At 69.5% G+C, this 22,576-nt stretch carries 23 protein-coding genes; 15 read left to right on the top strand and 8 right to left on the bottom strand.

All coding sequences use genetic code 11. The features are described 5' to 3' along the window. Positions 1-170: 170 nt before the first annotated feature. The 10 genes from ACYVF6_RS13380 to ACYVF6_RS13335 are packed head-to-tail and all read left to right on the top strand — an operon-like array spanning position 171 to position 9,981. On the top strand, positions 171-1,478 hold the full coding sequence (locus ACYVF6_RS13380) for an ABC transporter substrate-binding protein (RefSeq protein WP_460520804.1): 1,308 nt from the start codon (positions 171-173) through the stop codon (positions 1,476-1,478). Further along, complete coding sequence (locus ACYVF6_RS13375) at positions 1,475-2,413, top strand: carbohydrate ABC transporter permease (protein ID WP_460520802.1); 939 nt, start codon at positions 1,475-1,477, stop codon at positions 2,411-2,413. The genes ACYVF6_RS13380 and ACYVF6_RS13375 overlap by 4 nt, the downstream gene beginning before the upstream one ends. Continuing rightward, positions 2,406-3,248: a carbohydrate ABC transporter permease gene (locus tag ACYVF6_RS13370; protein WP_460520800.1), complete on the top strand. Its 843-nt coding sequence runs from the start codon at positions 2,406-2,408 to the stop codon at positions 3,246-3,248. The genes ACYVF6_RS13375 and ACYVF6_RS13370 overlap by 8 nt, the downstream gene beginning before the upstream one ends. After that, the gene (locus tag ACYVF6_RS13365; RefSeq protein WP_460520797.1) at positions 3,248-4,027 is read left to right on the top strand and encodes a VOC family protein; all 780 of its coding nucleotides are present in this window, start codon (positions 3,248-3,250) and stop codon (positions 4,025-4,027) included. The genes ACYVF6_RS13370 and ACYVF6_RS13365 overlap by 1 nt, the downstream gene beginning before the upstream one ends. Then, entirely contained in the window at positions 4,024-4,941 is a 918-nt protein-coding gene (locus ACYVF6_RS13360) for an aldo/keto reductase (protein ID WP_460520795.1), read from the top strand. The genes ACYVF6_RS13365 and ACYVF6_RS13360 overlap by 4 nt, the downstream gene beginning before the upstream one ends. Beyond that, the gene (locus ACYVF6_RS13355) at positions 4,938-6,320 is read left to right on the top strand and encodes a glycoside hydrolase family 1 protein (RefSeq protein ID WP_460520793.1); all 1,383 of its coding nucleotides are present in this window, start codon (positions 4,938-4,940) and stop codon (positions 6,318-6,320) included. Before ACYVF6_RS13360 ends, ACYVF6_RS13355 begins: the two co-directional genes overlap by 4 nt. After that, entirely contained in the window at positions 6,317-7,069 is a 753-nt protein-coding gene (locus ACYVF6_RS13350) for an SDR family NAD(P)-dependent oxidoreductase (RefSeq protein WP_460520791.1), read from the top strand. The genes ACYVF6_RS13355 and ACYVF6_RS13350 overlap by 4 nt, the downstream gene beginning before the upstream one ends. 21 nt (positions 7,070-7,090) lie before the next feature. After that, complete coding sequence (locus tag ACYVF6_RS13345) at positions 7,091-7,582, top strand: 2,4'-dihydroxyacetophenone dioxygenase family protein (RefSeq protein ID WP_460520789.1); 492 nt, start codon at positions 7,091-7,093, stop codon at positions 7,580-7,582. A 17-nt stretch (positions 7,583-7,599) separates the two neighbouring features. Next, positions 7,600-8,583 (top strand): LysR family transcriptional regulator, encoded by a 984-nt coding sequence (locus tag ACYVF6_RS13340; RefSeq protein WP_460520787.1) that lies wholly within the window; start codon positions 7,600-7,602, stop codon positions 8,581-8,583. Between the two features lie 9 nt (positions 8,584-8,592). After that, positions 8,593-9,981 carry a serine/threonine-protein kinase gene (locus ACYVF6_RS13335; protein WP_460520785.1) on the top strand — a complete coding sequence of 463 codons (1,389 nt, stop codon included), beginning with the start codon at positions 8,593-8,595 and terminating at the stop codon, positions 9,979-9,981. A 4-nt stretch (positions 9,982-9,985) separates the two neighbouring features. On the opposite strand, the gene ACYVF6_RS13330 is transcribed toward ACYVF6_RS13335, so the two are convergent. Together ACYVF6_RS13330 and ACYVF6_RS13325 are read right to left on the bottom strand one after the other, a co-directional pair. Beyond that, positions 9,986-11,284 (bottom strand): MFS transporter, encoded by a 1,299-nt coding sequence (locus ACYVF6_RS13330; protein WP_460520783.1) that lies wholly within the window; start codon positions 11,282-11,284, stop codon positions 9,986-9,988. Between the two features lie 130 nt (positions 11,285-11,414). Beyond that, positions 11,415-12,593, bottom strand: coding sequence for an MFS transporter (locus ACYVF6_RS13325; protein WP_460520781.1), 1,179 nt, complete (start codon positions 12,591-12,593; stop codon positions 11,415-11,417). 155 nt (positions 12,594-12,748) lie between these two features. Between ACYVF6_RS13325 and ACYVF6_RS13320 the strand changes: the two genes are divergently transcribed. Beyond that, entirely contained in the window at positions 12,749-13,048 is a 300-nt protein-coding gene (locus ACYVF6_RS13320) for a DUF4333 domain-containing protein (RefSeq protein ID WP_460520779.1), read from the top strand. 4 nt (positions 13,049-13,052) lie between these two features. Here ACYVF6_RS13320 and ACYVF6_RS13315 read toward each other — a convergent pair whose 3' ends face one another. Continuing rightward, a complete protein-coding gene (locus ACYVF6_RS13315) occupies positions 13,053-14,189 on the bottom strand; it encodes an epoxide hydrolase family protein (RefSeq protein WP_460520777.1) in 1,137 nt (378 codons plus the stop codon). A gap of 62 nt (positions 14,190-14,251) precedes the next feature. Between ACYVF6_RS13315 and ACYVF6_RS13310 the strand changes: the two genes are divergently transcribed. Then, the gene (locus ACYVF6_RS13310) at positions 14,252-15,205 is read left to right on the top strand and encodes a helix-turn-helix transcriptional regulator (protein WP_460520776.1); all 954 of its coding nucleotides are present in this window, start codon (positions 14,252-14,254) and stop codon (positions 15,203-15,205) included. Positions 15,206-15,229: 24 nt separating this feature from the next. On the opposite strand, the gene ACYVF6_RS13305 is transcribed toward ACYVF6_RS13310, so the two are convergent. The 3 genes from ACYVF6_RS13305 to ACYVF6_RS13295 are packed head-to-tail and all read right to left on the bottom strand — an operon-like array spanning position 15,230 to position 17,338. Then, the gene (locus tag ACYVF6_RS13305; protein ID WP_460520775.1) at positions 15,230-16,036 is read right to left on the bottom strand and encodes a class I SAM-dependent methyltransferase; all 807 of its coding nucleotides are present in this window, start codon (positions 16,034-16,036) and stop codon (positions 15,230-15,232) included. A 58-nt stretch (positions 16,037-16,094) separates the two neighbouring features. Then, on the bottom strand, positions 16,095-16,616 hold the full coding sequence (locus ACYVF6_RS13300; protein WP_460520773.1) for a pyridoxamine 5'-phosphate oxidase family protein: 522 nt from the start codon (positions 16,614-16,616) through the stop codon (positions 16,095-16,097). Between the two features lie 47 nt (positions 16,617-16,663). Further along, complete coding sequence (locus ACYVF6_RS13295; RefSeq protein WP_460520771.1) at positions 16,664-17,338, bottom strand: nucleotidyltransferase domain-containing protein; 675 nt, start codon at positions 17,336-17,338, stop codon at positions 16,664-16,666. Between the two features lie 380 nt (positions 17,339-17,718). Between ACYVF6_RS13295 and ACYVF6_RS13290 the strand changes: the two genes are divergently transcribed. Continuing rightward, positions 17,719-19,212: a tetratricopeptide repeat protein gene (locus ACYVF6_RS13290; RefSeq protein ID WP_460520769.1), complete on the top strand. Its 1,494-nt coding sequence runs from the start codon at positions 17,719-17,721 to the stop codon at positions 19,210-19,212. A 57-nt stretch (positions 19,213-19,269) separates the two neighbouring features. Then, positions 19,270-20,514 carry a serine/threonine-protein kinase gene (locus tag ACYVF6_RS13285; protein ID WP_460520767.1) on the top strand — a complete coding sequence of 415 codons (1,245 nt, stop codon included), beginning with the start codon at positions 19,270-19,272 and terminating at the stop codon, positions 20,512-20,514. A 4-nt stretch (positions 20,515-20,518) separates the two neighbouring features. Here the strand turns inward: ACYVF6_RS13285 and ACYVF6_RS13280 are convergent, their stop codons facing one another. Together ACYVF6_RS13280 and ACYVF6_RS13275 are read right to left on the bottom strand one after the other, a co-directional pair. Continuing rightward, entirely contained in the window at positions 20,519-21,118 is a 600-nt protein-coding gene (locus ACYVF6_RS13280) for a DinB family protein (protein WP_460520765.1), read from the bottom strand. A gap of 111 nt (positions 21,119-21,229) precedes the next feature. Further along, complete coding sequence (locus ACYVF6_RS13275; protein ID WP_460520763.1) at positions 21,230-21,748, bottom strand: hypothetical protein; 519 nt, start codon at positions 21,746-21,748, stop codon at positions 21,230-21,232. Positions 21,749-21,852: 104 nt separating this feature from the next. On the opposite strand from ACYVF6_RS13275, the gene ACYVF6_RS13270 reads away from it, so the two are divergent. Continuing rightward, positions 21,853-22,575: a response regulator transcription factor gene (locus ACYVF6_RS13270; protein ID WP_460520761.1), complete on the top strand. Its 723-nt coding sequence runs from the start codon at positions 21,853-21,855 to the stop codon at positions 22,573-22,575. Position 22,576: the final 1 nt, after the last annotated feature.

Genomic DNA, 22,576 nt, shown 5'->3' with positions numbered 1-22,576 from the left:
CTCCTTTCGCAAGCCGATGTTATAGGAGTCCGGACGGGCCCCAAGCGCGCTCGTTTCCGCCAAGGGGATAGTCATCATCCGCTCCGCGAATAGAGCCGGCAAACCCTTGACGGGCCAACGCGCACGGCGAAACGATTCCGGGACGACCTGACCTCGCTAGGAGGTATCCCATGGCTCTCGACAACGGTGTGCCGCGTGTGTCCAGGCGGTCCGTTCTACGCGGGGGAGCCGCCGCCGGTGCGCTGCTCGGTCTTCCGGGATTGGCCAGCGCGTGCAGTGATGACGGGGACAGCGGCGGCACCAAGAAGATCAAGATGTGGACGTGGTACGGCGAGCAGCGCGACCAGTGGCCGGCGCTGATCAAGGAGTACCAGGACTCCCACCCGGGGATCACGATCGAGAACCGCATCTTCGGTGACACCGACAGCTATCTGCCCGCGCTGCAGGCGAGCGTTTCAGCCGGCACTCCGCCGGACATTTTCGCGCCACACGTGCTCGCGATCGAGTACGGAAAAGCCGGAATCGCACTCGACCTGAAAGAGGCTTTCGGAGCGGAATTCCTGGACGGATTCTTCCCGTCCACGAATTCGGAATACACCGACGCCGGAAAGCAGTTCGCCATCGGCTGGATGGCGCAGACGTTCGGCATGTTCTACAACCCCGACGTTTTGCAGAAGGCCGGCGTCGACGTGCCCGAGACCTGGGACGACCTCGCCACGGCCGCCAAGGCGATCCGCGACAAGACCGGTCTCGTACCGGTCTCGCTGTCGAACAACCCAGGGCCCAGCGGGCTCGACTTCTGGCTGCCGCTCATCACCCAGGTGACCGACGACCCGCAGGTCGTGCTCGACCTCGACATGCAACGAAACAAGCAGTCCTGGGACAGCCCGCCTGTGGTCGAGTCGCTCGCCATGGTGAAGAAGCTCGTCGACGCCGAGGTCTTCCAGCCCGGCATCAACGGCGTCAACAGCGACCAGGCCAGTCAGGCGTTCTACACCGGCAAGTCCGCGATGTTCTACTCCGGCTCCTGGCAGCCGCAGGGCTTCGCGCAGTCGGCACCGAAGAGTTTCGTGAACCTCTACAAGGTCGCCGAGACTCCCGCGTGGAAGGCGGGCGCCAAGCACTGGTGCGCCAACCAGGCCGGTGCCGGACTGTCGGTGAGCGCGGCGAGTGAGAACGCCGATGCCGCGGTCGACTTCCTGAAGTGGGTCTACGAGCCCTCCCGCTACTCCAAGGTGATGAACGCGTCCAACAGCATGCCGTCGACGATCGCGGCGGCCGAGAAGATCACCGATCCGGCGATGAAGCAGATGACGTCCTGGCTCACCAAGGGCAACGGCTGCGGCCACATCCTGTTCGGTAAGGGCTCTTCGGACGCGGCCGCCAACCAACTGGCCGCGGTGATCGCCGGTGACGCCACACCCGAGAAGGCCGCGGCGAACATCCAGACGGCGGTCGAGAAGGCGCAGTCACGGTGACAGCCGTCCTGGCGGGCGCCAAGACGACACCGCGGTCGCGTACGAGGGAGAAGGCGCAGCGGGCCGCGGTGGGATACCTGTTCATCCTCCCGATCGTGCTGTTCTTCCTCGCGTTCGTGCTGTATCCGTTCGCCCGGTCGTTCTACATCAGCCTGACGCAGTGGCCCGGCTTCGGCCAGCCGCGCTTCGTCGGGCTGATGAACTTCCAGAGCATGCTGGACGATCCGGTGTTCTGGCAGTCGCTGCGCACCACGCTGGTGTTCACCGTCGTCTCGACGATCCTGCAGACGGTCCTGCCCATGCTCCTGGCGATCCTGCTCGCCGCCGGCTGGCGGGGGAGCGTGGTGTTCCGAACCGTCTTCTTCATGCCACAAGTGGTTTCGCTCGTCGTCAGCGGCCTGCTGTGGCAGATGATGTACGACGGCAACTTCGGCATGATCAACCGATTCCTGTCGAGCATCGGTCTCGGCGGGATCTCACACAATTGGCTGGCCGACCCGAAGACCGTGCTGCCGGCCATCTTGCTCGTCTCGCTGTGGCAGTCGGTCGGCTTCTTCATGCTGATCTACTTCGCCGGCCTGCAAGGCATCGACCAGACGCTGTACGAAGCGGCCCGGGTCGACGGTGCGAGCAAGCTGCAGGAGATCTGGTCGATCACGGTGCCGATGCTGCGGCCGGTCACCGCCGTGGTCATCGCGCTGAACGTGCTGGGTGGCGTGAAGGTGTTCGAGCTCATCTTCGTGATGACGGGCGGCGGGCCCAACCACGCTTCGGAGGTGCTCGGCACCTATCTCTACGGGCTGGCGTTCGGCTCGACCGCCGGCGCGATACCGGCCGTCGGCTACGCCACCGCGGTGAGCGTGATCGTGTTCTTCCTCGGCATGCTCGCCATCCTGCTGCAGTTCTGGCTGACCAGGAGGCCCAGAGATGAGTAACACCCTCGCTCGCGGGCCACGCCACACCTTCACCAGAGTCGCGGGCTATGTCGTCCTCACCGGACTCGCGGTGTTCACGGCGTTTCCGTTCGTCTGGATGGTGCTGACGTCGATCCGGCCCGGGCAGACGGTGTTCACCGGCGGCTTCTTTCCGACCGACATCACGTTCGCGGCCTACCACCAGGTGTGGATGAACGTCGACCTGCCAAGGCATTTCCTGATCAGCATCTGGATCACGGTCGCCACCGTGCTGGCCGTCGTGTTCCTCGCCACGCTGGCGGGCTACAGCTTCGCGCACCTGGCGTTCCCCGCCAAGCGGACCATCTATCTCGTCCTGCTCAGCACGATGCTGCTGCCGGGCACGGCGGTCATCGTCCCGCTGTTCCTGGAACTCAAGCAGCTCCAGCTGCTCGACACCAGCACCGGCCTGATCCTGGTCTACATCGGCACGTCGCTGCCGTTCGCGATGTTCCTGATGCGAGCGTTCTTCGAGACGCTGCCGGGGGAGCTGCGCGACAGCGCGAAGGTCGACGGTGCGGGAGAGTTCCGCATCTTCTGGAGCGTCATGTTGCCGCTGGCCGGACCCGGCGTGGCGACTCTGGTCATCTTCCAGTTCATGTTCACCTGGAACGAGTTCATCCTCGCCAACACGCTGGTGCAGACGCCGGAGAAGTTGCCGCTGCAGCCCGTGCTGTACGCACTGAAGGGCCAGCACGCGACCGCCTGGCCGGTGGTGACGGCGGCGCTGGTGCTCTCGGTGGTACCGATCGTGATCGTCTACGTTCGCATGCAGCGACAGTTCGTCGCCGGCCTGACGATGGGAGCCCTCAAGTAATGAACAACGGCATGTCGTACGTCGAGATCGGCGTTTCCGATCTGGACCGCTCGCGCGAGTTCTACGGCGGTCTGCTCGGCTTGACCGAGGGACGCACAGAGCAGGACCCCATCGGCCGCACCGTGACCTGGCTCGAGTCGCACACCGGCGCGGTGAAGCTGGTCGACGTCGGCTCCGGGGCCGACAGCCGGCCGAGCGTCTGGCAGCGTGACGACCTGCAGTGCGGAATCCGCCACTTCGGCCTGAAGGTCAAGGGAATCGACGCCTGGGCCGACCGCCTGACCAACGCCGGCGTGGAGTTCGCGGCCCGGCCGTTCGACGCGTTCGGTGGCGTGCGCATCGCGTTCTTCTTCGACCCGGACGGCTCGTACCTGGAGTTCGTCGAGGGCTACGTCCAGCACAACAAGCTGTGGTCGGCCGAGCTCGCGCAGCAGGAGGTCGACGGCGACGACGACTGGGACGGAACCCCTCGGTTCGACCACATCGCCGTCACCGTTCCCGATCTGGACGAGGCGCTCGCGTTCTACCGCGACCGGCTGGACTTCGGCGTCGTCGGGCAGCTGGTACGCCCCGAGGACGAGCGCGGGTTCCTCATCACCAACCTGCGGGCAGGCGGAGGCACGCTCGAGGTGTTCACCTACACCGAGCCGACCCATCGTCGCGCGAGCCACGACATCGCGAACCGGCTCGGGATCCGCGCGGTCGGTGTCCGCGCCGACGCGCTGGCCGCGGGCCTCGCCACCGGGCCCGGCGACGTACCGCTGGAGGTCGTGGCGTGAGCGAGCTGGACCGCCGCCCGCTGGGCGCGACCGGGTTGGAGGTCACGCCGGTCTGCCTCGGCTGCGGTGTGCTGGGCGGCATGCCGGGGATCTTCGGCTATGACGTCGCGGCCGGCCAGGGTGTCGCGACCGTACGCCGTGCGCTGCAAGGGCCGTTGAACTTCGTGGACACCTCGGCCGGCTACAGCGACGGCGAGAGCGAACGGCGGGTGGGTGCCGCGCTGGCCGAGGCCGGCGGGTTGCCGGAGGGCTTCGTGCTTTCCACCAAGGTGGATCCCGACCGCGAGACGCGTGACTACTCCGCGGCCCAGGTACGCAAGTCCGCGCAGGAGAGCCTCCAGCGGCTCGGCCTGGAACGCTTCCAGCTGCTCTACCTCCACGACCCGGAGGTGATCGGCTTCGACGCCGCGATGGCCCCCGGCGGCGCCGTCGAAGGCCTGGTGCAACTGCACCAGGAGGGGATCGCCGAGCACATCGGCGTCGCGGGCGGGCCGATCGACCTGCTGCTGCGCTTTCTCGACACCGGACTGTTCGAGGTCGTGCTGACGCACAACCGCTTCACGCTCGTCGACCAGTCGGCCGAGCCGCTGCTAGCCGCGGCCCAGCAGGCCGGAGTCGCGGTCGTGAACGCCGCACCGTTCGGCGGCGGGATGCTGGCGAAGGGACCCGCGATCCAGCCGAAGTACGCCTACGGCGAGGCCAGGCCCGAGGTCCTGCGCCGGGTCCAGGAGATGCAGGCGCGCTGCGCCGCCCACGACGTACCGCTGGGTGCGGCCGCGCTGCAGTACTCCATGCGCGAGCCGAGGATTTCGTCAACGGTGGTCGGGCTGTCGAACCCCGAGCGAGTCGCACAGACCGTGCGGTGGGCGACCTGGCCGATTCCAGCCGAGCTGTGGAAGGAGCTGGCAGCATGACCGGCACGGGCACGACGTTCCCCGACGGCTTCGCCTGGGGGGTGGCGACGGCGAGCTACCAGATCGAGGGTGCGGTCGGCGAGGACGGCCGGAGCCCGTCGATCTGGGACACCTTCACCCACACTCCGGGGAAGATCTCCGACGGCAACGTCGGCGACGTCGCGTGCGACCACTACCACCGTTACGCAGAAGACGTCGACCTGCTGTCGTTGCTCAACGCCACGCACTACCGCTTCTCGATCGCCTGGCCGCGGGTCCAGCCCGACGGCAGCGGGCCGCTCAACCCTGCCGGCGTCGACTTCTACGCCCGTCTGATCGACGCGTTGCTGGAGCGGGGCATCCAGCCGTGGGTCACGCTGTACCACTGGGACCTGCCGCAGGCGCTGGAGGACAAGGGCGGCTGGCCTTCGCGCGACACGGCGATGCGGTTCGCCGACTACGCCTTCGCGACGTACGAGCGGCTGGCCGACCGCGTACAGAACTGGACGACGCTGAACGAGCCGTGGTGCTCCGCCTATCTGGGGTATGCGAACGGCGTGCACGCGCCCGGCCGGCAGGACCCCGAGGCGGCGTTGCGGGCCGCCCATCACCTGCTGCTCGGACACGGCCTGGCCGTGGAGCGGATGCGGAGTGCGGGTCTCGGATCGGACCAGCGGTTCGGCATCACGCTCAACCTCTGGCCGGTCACCGCCGTGACCAGCGAACCCGCGGACCTGGACGCGGCTCGGCGCGTGGACGGGATCAGCAACCGGATGTTCCTCGATCCGGTGCTGCGCGGCGCGTATCCGCGCGACGTGCTGGGCGACGTCTCCGCTGTCACCGACAGCGCACACATCCAGGACGGCGACGAGGCGGCGATCGCCGCGCCGGTCGACTTCCTCGGCATCAACTACTACACCGCCAACCACGTCCGCCGGCGGCGTGCGGACTCGACCACCCCGCCCAACTCCGTGTGGATCGGCTGCTCTGACGTCGAGCCCGTGCCGCAAGGGCTCCCGCAGACCGACATGGGCTGGGAGATCGAGCCCGACGGGCTGCGCCGGCTGCTGGTCCGGCTGCGCGACGACTATCCCGCTGTGCCGTTGTACGTCACGGAGAACGGCATCGCGCTGCGCGACAGGGTGAACGCCGGTGGCGAGGTCGAGGATCCGGAGCGGATCGCCTACATCGACGCCCACCTGCGCGCCTGCCGACAGGCGATCGACGAGGGCGTCGACCTGCGGGGCTACTTCGTCTGGACACTGACCGACAACTTCGAGTGGTCGTGGGGCTTCAGCAAGAAGTTCGGGCTGGTCCACCTCGATCCGGACACGCAGCAGCGCATCCCGAAGTCGAGCGCGCACTGGTTCGCGGCGCGAGCGAAGGCCAACGCGCTGTGAGTGCCGCCAACAGCGTGGTCGAGGCGGCGCTGCGTCCCGGTCTGTTCGACGGACGGACCGTGGTCGTGGTGGGCGGCACGGGCGGAATCGGTGGATCGGTGGCCGAGCACTTCGGCCGCCTCGGCGCGCACGTCGTCGCCGCCGGGCTGCCCGGCAGGCGGCCGTTGCCGGACGACACCTGTATCGCCAAGGTCGTCGAGCTCGACCTGGCCCGGCCGGGCGACGTCGAGGCGCTCGTAACGGCTCAGGAACGCCTGGACGTCCTGGTGAACTGCGCGGGCATGATCCGGCGCCGGCTGGAGTACGAGCCCGAGGTCTTCACGCAGGTGATCGACGTCAACCTGACCGGGACGATGCGTGCCTGCGTCGCGGCGCATCCGCTGCTCACCGCCACCCACGGCTGCATCGTCAACGTCGCCTCGATGCTGAGCTACTTCGGCGGCCCGCTCGTGCCCGCCTACTCCGCCAGCAAGGGCGGCGTCGTCCAGCTCACCAAGGCCCTCGCCGTGAAGTACGCCGACGACGGCGTACGGGTGAACGCGGTGGCGCCCGGCTGGATTCGTACCGATCTCACCGCCGAGATCCGGGAGGATCCCGACGCTGAGCGCCGCATCCTCGAGCGCACGCCCCTGGGGCGTTGGGGCGTGCCCGAGGACGTGGCGCAGCTCGTCGGCTTCCTCGCCTCACCGGGCGCGGCGTTCATCACCGGCGCCGTCGTTCCCGTCGACGGCGGCTATCTCGCGGCATAGGGCGGCACAGGAAGGAAACGCATGGCAGCGATGCAGCACGACGTGAACGAGCTCCTGCGGGATATCGCGATTCCCGCGATACCGGACGACGACCGGCTGTGGGTACAGCAGGAGCAGGATGTCTGGTTCCGGCCACTCATGCTGAACACCGTGCTGGGGCAGTGGTGCAACCTCCTGAAGGTCACCCGCTCGGGCATCGTGTCGCGGCACCGGCATCCGGCCGCGGTGTTCGGCTATGTGCTGAAGGGGACCTGGCACTACCACGAGCACGACTGGGTGGCCGAAGCTGGACATTTCGTGTACGAGCCACCGGGTGAGATCCATACGCTGGCCGTGCCGGAGCACTGCAACGAGATGATCACGTTCTTCAACGTCACCGGCGCGATGATCTACGTTGACGCTGAAGGCAAGCAGACCGGCTACGAAGACGTGTGGACGAAGATTCAGCTGTGCCGAGCGCACTACGACAACGTCGGGTTGGGAGCCGACTTCGTGAACCAGTTCATCCGGTAGGAGTGGCAGGGTGGTCCATGGACCTTTCGCAGCTTTACCGTTACCGGCTCGACTGGATCGCCAGCTTCGCGGCGGTCGCTGAGCACGGAGGCTTCTCGGCGGCGGCCGGCGCTTTGTATCGCTCGCAGCCGCGGATCAGCATTCACGTGGCCGAGCTCGAACGGGCGCTGGGCGTCAAGCTGTTCGACCGGTCCACCCATCCCGCCGTGCTGACGCCGGAGGGGCGTACGGTCCTGCCGCACGCGCGGGCCGTCCTCGAGCACGTGCAGGCCTTGTGCGACAGTGCGGCGAGCGCCGGCGGGCAGGTGCGCGGCGAGGTGCGGCTCGCGATCTATCCGAGCGCGTCGGCCTATCTGCTGCCGGAACTGCTGGTGTCGTTGCGGGAAGCGCATTCGGCTGTCAATCTGGTCTTGCGGGAAGGTCCGACCAGGGCGCTCGACGAGCTGCTGCTACGCGGTGAGGCCGATCTGGCCGTCCGGCCGGTGATGCCGCCGGTCAGCGGTGGGCGGCTCGCGCACGCGGTGCTGTGGCGGGAGCCGCTGGTGGCCGTCGTCGGTGCCGGGCATCCGCTGGCCGCGGAACCGTTCGTCCAGCTCGGCGAACTGGCCGACATGCAGCTCATCACGATCGGCGAGCAGGAGGATCGCACCAGCTCGCAGTTCGAGACCAACCTGGTGTTCGACCAGGCGGGGCTGACGCCGCACGTGATGTTCCGGACCAACCAGCCGCAGACACTGGTCGCGCTGGTCCGGCGCGGGCTGGGCACGGGCGTGACCAACTGCCTGGCGATGTCGACGTCCAACCTCACGGGCGTACGACTGGTCCCGATCGCCGACACCCACTGCCAGCGCGAGGTGGCCTTGTGGTGGCGTACCGACGAGACCCGCTCGCCGGCGACCAAGGCGGTGCACGACGTCATCTCGGGCCTGCCGTCGCCACAGTGGTCGTGGCTGAACGCTCCGTCGGACGGTGCACCCGTCGGAACCGTGCAAGCCGGTTAGGCTCTTCGCGTGGCGAGGGGCGAAGACGGACGTATCGCTGGAAAGTACCTCCTCCGGGAGAAGATCGGCGAAGGCGCCATGGGTGTGGTCTGGCGCGCGCACGACGAGACGCTCGGGCGCGACGTCGCCATCAAGGAGATCCGGTTCCCCGCCGGCATGCCCGAGGCCGAGGTCAGGGCGCTGGAGAAGCGCACGATCCGGGAGGCGCAGGCGGCGGCCAAGCTCAGCAGCCATCCGGGGATCGTCGTCGTGCACGAGGTCGTCCACGACGACGGCCGGCCGTGGATCGTCATGGAGCTGGTGCACGGTCGCACGCTCGACCAGGTCGTACGGACGGACGGCCCGTTGCCGCCGCGGCAGGTCGCTGCGATCGGTGCGAGTGTGCTGGCCGGGCTGCGGGCCGCGCACGCCGTGGGCATCGTGCACCGCGACGTCAAGCCCAGCAACGTGATGTTCGACGGCGAGCGCACGGTCATCACGGACTTCGGCATCGCCGCCCTCGACGGCGGCACCGTGCTCACCCAGTCCGGCACCGTGATGGGGACGCCGGCGTTCATGGCGCCGGAGCAGGCGCGCGGCGAGGCCGCGACGCCGGCCACCGACTTGTGGGCGCTGGGTGCGACGTTGTACTTCGCCGTCGAGGGGCGGCCACCGTTCGAGGCGTCCTCGGTCGCAGCGCTGCTGGTCGCCGTGCTGACCGCCGATCCGCTGCCGCCTGCCCGGGCCGGCCTGCTCGCGCCGGTGCTCGCCGGCCTGTTCGTCAAGGAACCGGCCGGGCGTACGGCCGGACCCGTGCTGGCCGAACAGCTCGCCCTGGTGGCCGCGGGCAGGGAAGTCCCGCCGACACTCCGGCTGACTGAGCCTGTGCCACCTGTTGAGCCGCCGCGGCGGCGCGGATCCCGGCTGGCCGCGGCCCTGCTCGGTGCGGGACTGGCGAGTGCGGTACTGCTCGTCGCCGGGCTGATCTGGCTGCCCGATCGCTGGCAGCAGCCGGAGGGCGGGCAGGGCAACACCGGCCAGCCGTCGACGGTGAACACCAAACAGAACAACGCCGCGGACGGCGTCGATCCCACGGTCACTGTCACGGTCACGCCGAAGGTCGTGCCTGGCGCCATGCACACGATCACCTACAAGGTCGGCGGCACGGTCAAGCGTGCGAACATCGGCTACTCGACGCCGTCCGGGAGCGAGGACAGGAACGATGTCCGCGTCCCGTGGGAGAAGACGTTCAAGGTCGGCGAGGACACCTTCGACGATCCGTCCCTCGGCGCACAGAACCCGTGGGACAGCGACGACGACGGCACCATCACCTGCGAGATCTACGTGGACGGCGTGCAGGTCAAGGCCGCCGAGTCCAGCGGGGAGCGTGCGGACGTGAGCTGCCGGGGCGGAATGTGATCCGCTAGGCGTCCGACCTGACAGCCTTGACGGCCTTGACGGTCTCGCGCATGGCGGCGATGGGAATGAGAGCGAGCAGGCAGGTGGCGGCCAGCATCAGGTAGTTCGGCGTGAACCCGTGGTGGTCGATGATCCAGCCGCTCACCGTCGGCACGATGATGCCGGACACGCCGAGCGCGATGCCGATCACCAGGCCCATCCCGCTCGACGCGGCCTGCGGCGTGGAGTCGACGACCAGCGCGTAGACCACGGGGAACGGCGAGTTGCGGAACAGGCCCCACGCGATCAGCACGGTCCAGGCCATCGCGGGCGAGTTGATGAGGATCATCGCGAGCACGGTGGCCGTCCAGCCCACGCAGATGATGACGAGCGAGAACTTCCGTCCGAGATGGTCGGAGACGGTTCCCCAGACCACCTGGCCGATCCAGCCGGTGAGACCGGACGCGCCGGAGACGACCGCCGCCGCTGCGAGCGTCATGCCGGCGTGCTCGACGAGCTGCGTGGTGAGGAACGCCGTCACGCCGGTCTCCGCCCAGAGCAGGCAGAACGCCAGACCGAGGCCGCACCACACGTTGCGGTGGCTCAGGGCCACGCGCAGCTTCGTGATCGGATTCTCCATGCGTTGCCCGTCGGTGGCGGGCACCGCGGGCGTCAGCTTGTGCTGCTCGATCCAGGCGTTGACCTTCTCCAGGTTGTCCCGCCGGCCGATCCGGGCCTGCGCCAGCATGATCGGAACGGCGATCAGCGGCAGCCACAGGAACGCGTCCCGCCACGTACCGACTGCCAGCACCCAGCCGATCAGCACCGGTCCGATCAGCTGACCGATCGGGAAGCCCGTGTGGTGCACACCAACCGCGAAGCCGCGGTTCTCCTTCTGCCACCACTCGCTGACCAGCGCGACGTTGACCGGCTCCATGCCGCCGGTGCCGATACCCATCACGACTCGCCAAGCCCGCAAGGCGTCCAGGCTCCTGGCGAACGCCGTCGCGACGCTCGCCACGCACGCGATCGCCACGGTGATCATCCAGGTCCGGGCGCGATGGTGACCACGTCCGAACAGGTCACCGACGACACCGAGCACCATCGCGCCGGCGAACGTGCCGATGAACGACAGCGACACCAGGACACCGCCCTGGGTCTTGGTCAGGTCGAACTCGTCGAGGATGTCCGGCAGCACCGTCGGCAGGATCGCGCGGTCGATCGAGGTGATCAGGATGGCCAGGGTCGATACGAGCAGCATCCACCACGACACCGGATGCGCCCGGGGCAGCCATGCCGGCCGTCCGTTGGGGAGCAGCGCCATGCCGCGAACGTTGCCACGACCGGCTGTCACATCCCGGCTACCGAATCCCCGATTTCGAAATCCGGACGGCGATGACCGGACTCGGACATTTCGTTACGACCGGCCGAACAAACGCCGGGCCGGGGTGAGGTCAGTGCTGGCTGCCGTGATGCTTCGAGCCGAGCTGCGTGGCCATCGCGAGCTGGACGACGGCCAGCCCGGTCAGCATGGCGAACGGCACGGTGAAGCCGCCCGTCGAGTCGCGCAACGCGCCGACGAGCACCGGCGCGATCGCCGCGGTGGTGTAGCCGACGAGGAACACCATCGCCGCCAGCCGGCTCGAGGCCGCGGAGGTCGCGGCGTAGTCGACGATCAGCACGAGCGACAACGCGAACCCACCGCCGAGCCCGGCGCCCAGCACGAACGAGGCAGCCCAGGGGAGGACGCCCGGCAGCAGCCACAGCCAGGCGGCGCCGACGACCGAGCAGACCACCACGCCGAGCAGCGCGGGCCGCCGGTGAATGGTGCGATCCGCCAAGGCTGGAAGGAACAACGCGGTCGCGAGCTGCGCCAGCTGGAACGCCCCGAGCAGGACGCCCGCGGCCTCCGGAGTCCAGCCGAGCGCTTCGTGCCGCGGTGCCAGCCAGCCGAGGTAGGCGTAACCGAGCGAGGCCTGCACGGCGAAGAACGTCGCCAGCAGCCAGGCGACCGGGCTGCGCCAGGGCAGGCGGCCGGTGAGCGCCTCAGCCTCGGGCTCGCGCTGGTTGGTGCGGGCGGTGACGGCGAGCCAGAACGCGCTTGCCAGTACGGCGGGGATCGCCCAGCTGGCCAGCGACGCCTGCCACGAGCCCAGTCCGGCCTGCAACGGAACGGCGAACGTCGCGGCGGCGGCCGCGCCGAGCATCATCGCGACGGAGTAGGCACCGGTGGCGGCCCCGGAGTTGCGGGGAAAGAAGTCCTTGACGATGCCCGGCAGGACGACACCGGAGATCGCGACGCCGAGGCCGGCGAGGAACATGCCGGCGAACAAGACGTAGACGTTGTGGTCGATGCCGCGAACGCCGTTTCCGGCAGCGACCAGCACGATCGCGCCGAAAGCCGTTGTCTCCTTGCCGAACCGCTGCGCCAGCCAGTGCGACGACGGCGCGAACCACGCCATGCAGAGCATCGGCATCGAGGTGAGGAGCCCGCTCGCCCAACCGGGCAACCGCAGGTCGGCCTCGATCTCGGTGAGCAACGGCGGCAACGAGGCGACGGTGGTGCGCAGGTTGAGTGCGAGGAGGACCAGAGCGGCAGCAAGCAGCAACGCCCGGCGGGGAGATGGTGACACGTCTCCACACCATATGCGGCGGCCACCCGTCCGCCAGCGCACTTGTCTGGATGTGGACTCTGGCCGCCAGGCCCCGCGCGCCGCTACGCTCGGACTTCGTCCGGTTACGGATAGGATGCAACGGCTGTGATATCCGTAATGAGAGGTTTGCTCCAGTGAAGACTCGCATGCTCGCCCTCGCGTCGCTGCTCGCCCTTGGGGCCGCCGTCGCCGGCTGCTCCGGCGACCCCACGCTGAAGGAGGCAGACCTGGAGAAGTCCGTCAAGGACACGCTGGCCAAGCAGGTCGGCCAGACACCTGACTCGATCGACTGCCCGGGCGACCTCACCGGCAAGACCGGCACGACCATGCGCTGCACGCTGAAGGCCGGCGGCGACGAGCTGGGGCTGACCGTGACCGTGACGGGCGTCGAGGGCAGCACGGTCAAGTACGACGTCAAGGTCGACGAGCAGTAAGGCGCTACCGCACCTTCGCGAAGAACTCACGCAGGTCGGCGACCAGCATCTCCGGCACCTCCAGCGCCGTGAAGTGACCTGCGAAGTCGTGGTCGCCGACGTGCACGATGTCGTTGCCGCGCTCGGCCAGCCGCCGCATGCCGGGCGTCGCGCTCATCAGGCCGGTCGGTACGACCTTCTGGTCGACCGGCATCCGGGCCGCGCCGATGGAGTACCACCAGGTCGACGAGCCGGCCGATCCGCTCAGCCAGTACAACGTGATGTTGGTCAGCATGAGGTCGCGCTCGACCGCGTCCTCCGGCAGCTCGCGGCGGTAGTCCGTCCAGTCGTGGAAGCGTTCCACGATCCAGGCCAGCTGGAACACCGGCGAGTCGTGGAAGCCGTAGGCCAGTGTCTGCGGCCGCTTCGACTGGATCTCGACGTGGTGGAACGGTCCTTCGCCGCTGGTGAACGTCGGGATGCCGGCCCGCTCCTCCGCGGTCAGCACGTCGAGCTCACCCGGCGCCCCGGTCGGAACGCCCAGCCCCGCCGTGATGTGCACGCCCGCGACATGGTCGGTGTCGACGAGGGCCACCTCGGGCGCCAGCACCGCGCCGAAGTCGTTGCCGGAAACGCCGTACCGGTCGTAGCCGAGGCGGCGCATCACCTCGGCCCAGATCCGGGCCAGCCGCGGCATGTCCCAGTCGGTGTCGCTCGGAGCCGACGAGAAGCCGAAGCCCGGCACCGACGGCGCCACGACGTGGAACGCCTGCTTCGGGTCGCCGCCGTGGGCGCGCGGATCGGTCAGCGGCCGCAGCACCTTCATGAACTCCACGATCGACAGCGGCCAGCTGTGCGTGACGATCAGCGGCAGCGCGTCCGGCTCCGGCGAGCGGACGTGCAGGAAGTGGATCGTCTGCCCGTCGATCTCGGTCGTGAACTGCGGGTAGGAGTTGAGCTCCGCCTCGTACGCCCGCCAGTCGTAGGCCGTCCGCCAGTACTCCACGAGCTCCTTGAGGTACGGCACCGGCGCGCCGCGGCTCCAGTCCTCACCGGGTAGCTGCGCGGGCCAGCGCGTCCGGGCCAGCCGCTCGTTCAAGTCGTCGAGGTCGGCCTGCGGGACGTCGATGGTGGACGGCTTGATCTCTGAGTTCGTCGTCATGAGAATGACCGTAGGATCGATTCCGGCCACTTCTTGACCGCAATCGCAGGAACTCTGAAGACATGGCGAACACGAGCGGACGGATGCTGCGGCTGCTGTCGTTGCTGCAGACCCACAGGTACTGGCCGGGCGCCGAGCTCGCCGGCCGGCTGGAGGTCAGCGAGCGCACGTTGCGCCGCGACGTCGACCGGCTGCGCGAGCTCGGCTATCCGGTCGACGCGAGCCGCGGCGTGGCCGGCGGCTACCAGCTGCGATCCGGCGCCGCGATGCCTCCACTGCTGCTGGACGACGACGAAGCCGTCGCGATCGCGGTCGGGCTGCGGACGGCCGCGGGCGGTGCGGTCGACGGCATCGAGGAGACGTCGGTACGCGCACTGGCCAAGGTGATCCAGGTGATGCCGGCTCGCCTGCGGCGACGAGTGAACGCGCTACGCGACTTCACCTCTCCGGTCGCCGACGCCGGGCCGACCGTCGATGCGATCGCCCTCACGCTGATCGCCCAGGCCTGCCGCGACGAGGAACGCCTGCGCTTCGGCTACACCCGGCACGACAACGAGGTCGCGCGCCGGCTGGTCGAGCCGTACCGGCTGGTCCCGTTCGGCCGGCGGTGGTACCTCCTCGCCTGGGACGTCGAGCGCGGCGACTGGCGGATCTTCCGCGTCGACCGCATCACCGATCCCGAGCCGACCGGCGCCCGCGCGATGCCCCGCGTACTGCCGAGCGACGACCCGGCGGAGTACGTGCGCGGCAAGCTCTACTCCCTGGCCCCGACGTACTCCGTCGACGCCACCCTGCACGCGCCCGCGGCCGACGTGATCGGCCGGCTCGGCATCACGGCCGCCGAGGTGGAGGAGGTCGACGCCGGACGGTGCCGGCTGCGCGGGCAGGCCGACACGCTGGAATGGCTGGCGATCCGGCTGGTCCAGCTCGGCTGCGACTTCGAGGTGCACGACCCGCCGGAGCTGGCTGCCTACCTGCGGACGTTGGGCTCCCGGCTCAGCCGAGCCGCCGGGTGAGGCGAACCGTCGGCCAGACCTGTCCTACGCGTGCGCGATGCCCAGGAAGTGCGAGCCGGTGGCCGCGAGCGAGACCTCGTTCTCCGTTGTGCGGATGAGTTCCAGGATCACTTCGCGTTTGTGCGGCTGGGCCCAGTTCGCGGCGAAGTCCGGCATCCACATCGCCGGGCCCTCGACGGCTACGAAGGCGTGCAGCGAGAAGCCGGTGGCCGCGAGTTCGTCGCGCAGCTCGTCGGGGTGGTGGAAGTAAGCCGTGGTGAAATACGGCTTGTCGGTCGGGTTGCGGTGCTGGCCGTCGCGGAGGTCCTGGCGGACGATCGACACGAAGTCGGGCTCGTCGAGCAGGCCCTCGGACAGGCAGGCCAGCATCGAGGCGAAGCGCGAGATCCCGGCCGCTACGACCAGGCCTCCCGGCTTCAGCACGCGGTGGGCCTCTGCCAGCGCGGTGATGCGGTCCCGGCGCTCGGTCAGGTGATAGAGCGGCCCGAGCAGCAGCACGACGTCCGCGCTCTGGTCGTCGAACGCCAGCGAGCGCGCGTCACCCACACTGCAGCTCGCGATCGGGTGGTCCGGCTGGGCCTGCGAGGCGGCCTGCGCCTGCTCCACGTGCCGCGCCACGGGATCGACCAGATGGACCTGATAGCCGAGCTGGGCCAGCCACAGCGCGTATACACCGGCGGCTCCGCCGACGTCGAGCACGGTCGCCGGCGCGGGCGGCAGGTGACGGGTCAGCAGCTCCTGCGTACGGACCCGCTCCAGCTCGCCCACGCCCTCGGCGAGGCGCTCCTGCTCGTCGAAGGCGCTGCTGTAGTAGTCGCGAAAATCAAGCACGTCCAGAACGCTAACGACAGTCGGTGTCCGAGAGCGACGGGTTTATGCCACCGGTGGGTCAGCGCGAGAACCGCCAGCGGGTCGCTCCCCACGGCTCCTGCGTCGCGACGCCCACGACGGTGTGGAACGCGTGCCGGTACACCTGCCACGGCGGCGGCCCGGCGCTCGGCGCACTGAACGGAGCGGTGAGCGCGTCACCGTCGACCTGCGCCGGCCAGCCGCCCTCGCGATAGCCCGCCGCGACCTGCTCCAGCACGCCGGCGTCGGTCACGCGTTCGGCCGGGCCCTCGAAAACCAGGTCGATGCCCAGCAGCCGTACCGAGATCGTGCAGAGCGGGTTGACGGCGAGGTCACGCGCCTTGCGTGCGTTCGCGTTGCTGGTGAAGTAGAGATAGCCGGCACGCCACTGCGCGCCGATGCCGGCTGCGTGTGGCGTGCCGTCCGGACGGGACGTACCGAGGAAGTACGTGAGATCGGCCGTCGGGTCGCCCGAGACGGCCGCGAGGGCGCGGCTCCACTCCAGCGGCGGCGAGCCGTAGCGGTCGAGGTTCGTTGTTTCGGAAGGGGTCAGGTCTGTCATGCCCGGATAGACCAGCCCGATCGGCAGAACTCATCGGTGGTGCCGGGCTAGAGCGCCTCGAGGTCGGGCGGGCCAAGGTGCTCCCGCAGGTGGTCGACCAGCCTCCGCGTCGCGTCGAAGCGGGCGTAGGTCTCGCCGGTCAGCATCGCGTCGAGCCACCGTTTCTCTTCTGCCGTGAGGCCGAGCCGGTGGAGGTAGGCCAGCCGCCGGGAGCCGGCCGCCCTGGGCACGTCGTGGATCGCGTACAGGCCGTCGACCACCTGCTCGACGAGCAGCGACACCCAGAATCCCTGCACCCGCGGATCGCCCGACAACGCTGCCCGGTCGAGCTTGGCCTGGGAGTGCCAGAGATAGGTGGCGAGCGTCCGGCGCACCGCCGGCGGCGTGCGATAGCCCTCCAGCGTGGCCGCGGCGAGCGCCGCCAGCCGCGCGGCCGGGCCGGTGTCGTAGACGATCTCGCCCTCGAGGAAGGGATACAGCCAGGAGGTACGCAACCGGTCGAAGCGCTCCGCCCAGGCCGGCTCGGTGCGCGCGATCCACTCGACGAGCAACCCGCCCCGCACCGAACGTTCGGCGGTCGGCAGTGGGGACTCCTCGGTGCACACGATCAGCAGGTCGACGTCGGAGCTCGGCTGGTGCTCACCGCGAGCCACCGAGCCGCCGATGAGCACCGCGAGCACGTCTGCCCGCGCGGCCAGCTCGACGGCTACGGTCTGGGCCATCTCCCGATGCCGGTCCACCCCGCTCAGCCTTCCGGGGGTGCGGTCACGCCGCAACTCAAATTCCTGGAAGCCCAACCATAGTCGCGCCCACCCGCGACGAAGGTCTCTGCGACGTGGTCGGCGTACCTCGCGGGCTGAGCAGCGAGCCGGGACCACTCCCAACCTGCTCGACCTACGGTCCCGGTATGGATCCGATGCCTCCGAACCATGCCGGTCCTCCGGGTAATCCGGGTTCCCCTGGCCTGCCCGCCTTTCCTGGTCCTCCCGGCCCGCCTGGGCCGGGATCACAGACGCCGCAGGGTACGGCGCCCTGGGAGGCCCGGCCGCCGGAGCCGCCGAGGCGGCGGGATGCGTTTGCCGTTGCTGCCTGGAACGCGACCTTGCTCGGCGTCGGATATCTGCTGCTGCGTAAGCCGCTCTTCGCCGCACTCAACTGGGTGGTGACGGTCGTTGTCGTCGTGCTGCTGCTCACGGTCGAGCAGGGTGCCGGCTGGGTGCAGTTGATCGCCCTGCTGGTGTGGCTGGCCGCGATCGCGCACGGGTGGGTGCTCTCCAACCGTCACAACCGGCGGCACCCGCAGGCGCCGGCGGCGCCGGGCTCGGTGTGGCCGCTTCGGCTGGTCGCGTTCGGCGTCACGGCGGCTCTCGTGCTGACGCTGACCGGCCTTCGCATCGACGCCTGGCGGATCGAGAGTGCCGCCGCCGACGCGCATCGGGCGGACGACTGCCAGCAGACGCTCTCGCGGCTGGACGGGCTCGGGGCCGGTCACCGGCTGGTCGACCCGTCGCTGGTCACCCGGGATGCTCCCGCCAGCGAGGCGGCCTGCCGGCTCCTGCTCGCCGCGGAACGCCAGCAGGCGCAGGGCGACCGGCTCCAGGCGGCCGCGACGCTGGAGGAGTACCGCACGCACCCGGCCGCGTTGTGGCAGGGTGCCACCGGCCGGCGGGACGACCTCGTACTCGCCCAGGCCGGCTACGAGCTGAAGACCGCACTCATTGGTGACACCGGCATGCTGAGCGACGGCTTCGCGCACCTGTCGACCGTCCTCGCCCGGTCGCCGGGCCGGGCAGACGAAGCCGGGAAGGTACTGGACGGCTTCCTGGCGGGCCTGCCGGTCGAGGATCCTTGCGTCACGGCCAGGATCACCGACTGGCTCGCTACCCGGCCGTCCCGGGGTGACGAGCTGGACCGGGCGGCCGACATTGTGCCGAAGGTCGCGCCGGCCGCGATTCTCGGCTGCGCGGACAAGCATCTGAGCGCCAAGGATCCTGAGGCAGCCCGCACGAAGTACCGCCAGCTCCTCGACGACTATCCCCAGCACGAGCTGGCGGCGCGGGCCAAGCAGGGCGAGCACAAGGCCACGCTCGCGATCCAGCTGGCCGACGTGAAGCAGTTGCTGACAACCGAGCTCGTCGGCCGGCAGCCGCGCTACTGCGACGATCCCGCGCCGTACGGTGGCGCCAAGCCTTACCGGGGCAAGGGACACGGCCCGTATCCCACCTTGCTGTTCGGCCAGGACAGCCACCGCAAGCAGCTGCCGGTCTCGTGGCGGGCGAAGGGTGCCGCCGATGCCGTCCTGGTGGTGTGCGCCGGCGAGCTGGAGTACGGCTCGGTCGTCGACTTCTGCCAGTACAACTGGGAGACGGGTCGGCCCGGCGTGTACAACGTGTCCTACTTCAAGCGCAAGATCCCCGTCCACGTCTACGAGGTGCGGACCGGGAAGCTGGTGACGAAGGGCTCGGTGCAGATCAGCGGCCGCAGCTGTCCGCGGCGGATCTACGCCCCGCTCGACACCGGCCCGGATCCGCAGCAGTACGTCAGCTCCTCCAAGGGCGATGTCCGGTCCGCGTACAAGAGGCTGATCGACCCCTGAGTCCGGATTGCGTACGCTGTTGCCCGACACGGTGTCGGCGGACGCGGAGGGCTCAGCTTGTCGAACGACGTGCCTGTTGGCCGGGTCGTCCACGGTCGGTACCGGCTCGACGAGGTGCTGGCGGCGGGCGGCTTCGGCCGGGTCTGGAGGGCGTACGACCAGACGTTGCGGGCGGAGGTGGCGATCAAGGAGATGCTGCTGCCACCCGCGGGGAGCGAGGCGGAGCTGGCCGAACGCCGCCGCCGCGCCGAGCGGGAGGCACGCAACGCCGCCCGGCTCCGGGGCTGTCCCCACACCGTTGTCGTCTATGACGTCTTCATCGAGGACGACCTGCCGTGGGTCGTCATGCAGCTGGTCGAAGGCAAGTCGCTCGCGGACCAGTTGGAGGCGGAACCCCTGCCCGTCGACCGGGCGGAGCAGGTCGCCAGGTGCGTGCTGGAGGCACTGCGGGCGGCCCACGCCAAGGGCGTCGTACACCGCGACATCAAGCCGGCCAACATCCTGCTCGCCGACGACGGCAGCGTGCTGCTGACCGACTTCGGTACCGCCGTCCACTGGGACGACACGACGGTGACGCAGACCGGCATGCTGGTCGCCTCGATGGAGTACATCGCGCCCGAGCGGCTCGGCGACGGCAACGAGTCGGCGGCGTGCGACCTGTTCTCGCTCGGAGCCACGCTCTATCAGGCGGCCACCGGGAAGTCACCGTTCCGCCGGGAGAGCCTGCAGGCGATCGTCGCCGCGGTCCTCAGCCACGAGCCGCCGCGCCCGGAGCTGGTCGGAACCCAGCTGGGCGAGCTGATCACAAGGCTGCTGAACAAGGACCCCGCGCTGCGCCCGGACGCCGGGCAGGCGCTGGCGGTCCTGGACGCACCGGGCGTCGGCAAGACCAGGGTGCTGGCCGAGCCCGACAAGAAGCAGCCAGACCAGAAGCAGCCCGCCGAGCAGAAGGCACCCGCGAAGCAGGAGCCCACGAAAAAGGGCGGCTACGCCGGCCTGTGGATCATCGGGGCCATCGTCGCGTTCATCGCATTCGGTGGGTTCTACGGCCAGGGCGCGGTGAACGCCAAGTCCGGCGACTGCGTGTGGGACAGCTCCGCGATCCCGATCGACGACGGCAAATGGTCGAGGCAGCCGTGCTCGTTCCCGGTGCCGGGAGCGACCAACTACAAGGTCTACGGCAACTTCGGGTACGCCGAGCCCGTGGACTGCCCGGCGTACCTCCTCCGCAAGACCCTGGGCGAGGGCACGGAGACGTTCACGCTGTGCCTGCAGGCGTTGGGCAAGGGCGTCGAGGGCTGAGCGCTCAGCGCTCGGCGGCCTCCCTGGCAACCGTCTCGAGCCGTTCGCGGTAGCCGGCCCACCAGGCCTCGTCCACCGCCGGCAGGTTGGAGTTGCCGTCCTGCAGGCCCACCGCGCCGTCGATCAACTCGCGCACGATGTCGGCGTGCCCGGCGTGCCGATGTGTCTCGGTGCTGACGTGGACGAGGATCCGGTGCAGCGTGACCTCGTTGCGGCCCGGCCGCCACCACGAAACCCGGCCGATCGTGTCGAGGCTCAGCGCCTCGATGGTGGCGTCCGCGTGCACCCAGACTCGCCGGTAGAACGCGATGATGTCGTCGCGGGACTCCTCGGCAGTCGCCCACAGGTCGGCGTTCGGCTCGGCGTCGGGCGCCTCCCACGGCTGCGGTTCGTCCGACGGCCGGCCGAAGCACTCGCCGAAGTAGCCGAGTTCGACGGCCGCCATGTGCTTGACCAGCCCGAGCAGGTTCGTTCCGGTAGGCGTCATCGGCCGGCGGATGTCGTACTCCGACAGGCCGTCGAGCTTCCACAGCAGCGCATCGCGCCCGGACCGCAGGTAGCGGTGGAGGTCGGCCTTCGGGTCGTTTACTGTCGGTCCGGTCATGCCGGACAGCATGCCAGCCGCGCCGGCGTGCGGTCAGCTGATGCTCGTGAGCGTGGCGCCGAGGCCAACCGGCGCATCGGCCGGCCGGCGTTCGTCGCCGAAGCGGCCAGCTCAGTCGTCGTGACCGCCGTCGTCGTGGCCGGAATCGTCGTCGGGAACCACACGTGGGCGGCCGTCGACGCAGTTGACCTGTACCTCGAGCCGGGTGTCGCCGGACTCGAAGCGGACCCGGCTGCCACCGTCCTCCGGCTCGACCTGCTCCAGGTGGTAGCCCTGATCGGGTACGGCGGAGGTGACCTCGACACCGTTCTCGGCGGCGGGGTTGCAGCGTGCGTAGATCACACCGCCGTTGCTGCGCAGCGCCTCGGTGGCGCCGGGCGCGGGGGTGCTCGGTCCCGACGTCGGCGAACCGGTGGGCGTCTCCGTCGGCGTGGGCTGGTTGGTCGGCAGGGTTTTGCGTTCCGGCGCGGCCAGCTGCCGGCTCACCTCCGCCTGGCTCAGCGGCTCCTGGCCCTCCGGCAGGATGCCGCTGCCGATCGCGCCCACGGCGAGCACGCCGACCAGCGTCGCCGCGACGACGGCGGCGAGCCAGGCCAGCACCACACCGACCGAGCCGAGGGATCTGCTCACGCGTTCCAGCCTTCCAGTCCGAAGGTTAAGCGAAGGCTAAGCGACTCCCATGGCTGCGCTGTGCCTGCCCGTCCGGCCGAATCCTGTGCCCTACCGTGGGTGCCGTGCCGAACGTGCTGCTGATCGAGGACGACGCGGCGATTCGTAGTGCCCTGATCCGGGGCCTCGGCGAGCGCGGACACGCGGTCGCCTCGGCGGCCAGCGGGATGTCCGGTCTCGAACAGGCGATCGCCAACCGGCCCGATGTCGTCGTACTCGACCTCGGCCTGCCAGACGTCGACGGGCGCACGGTGTTGCGGATGCTGCGCGGCGCCAGCCAGGTGCCGGTCGTGGTGGCGACCGCCCGTGACGAGGAGCAGGAGATCGTCGCCGTGCTCAACGCCGGCGCCGACGACTACGTCGTGAAGCCGTTCAGCGCCGCGCAGCTGGACGCCCGGATCCGGGCCGTGCTCCGGCGAGGCGGCGAGCACAAGCCGAGCACCGCGGTCGAGGTGGGCGGGCTCCGGCTCGACCTGCGTACGCGTGAAGCCACGCTGGACGGCCGCGACCTCGACCTCACACCGAGGGAGTTCACGCTGTTGCACTACCTCGCGGCCCGCGCAGGCGAGGTCGTCACCAAGCGGGAGCTGCTGGCAGAGGTCTGGCAGCAGCCGTACGGCGGTGCCGACAAGACCGTCGACGTTCACCTGTCGTGGCTGCGCCGCAAGCTCGGCGAGACCGCGCAGGAGCCGCGTTACCTGCACTCGGTACGCGGTGTGGGCGTTCGCGTCGTCGCGCCGCCCGACGCCGGGCAGCCAGGGACGACCGGGCCGGGAGCTCTGCCCTAGC

This window comes from Flindersiella endophytica, assembly GCF_054779015.1.
This window is presented reverse-complemented; position numbering and strand designations above follow the sequence as displayed.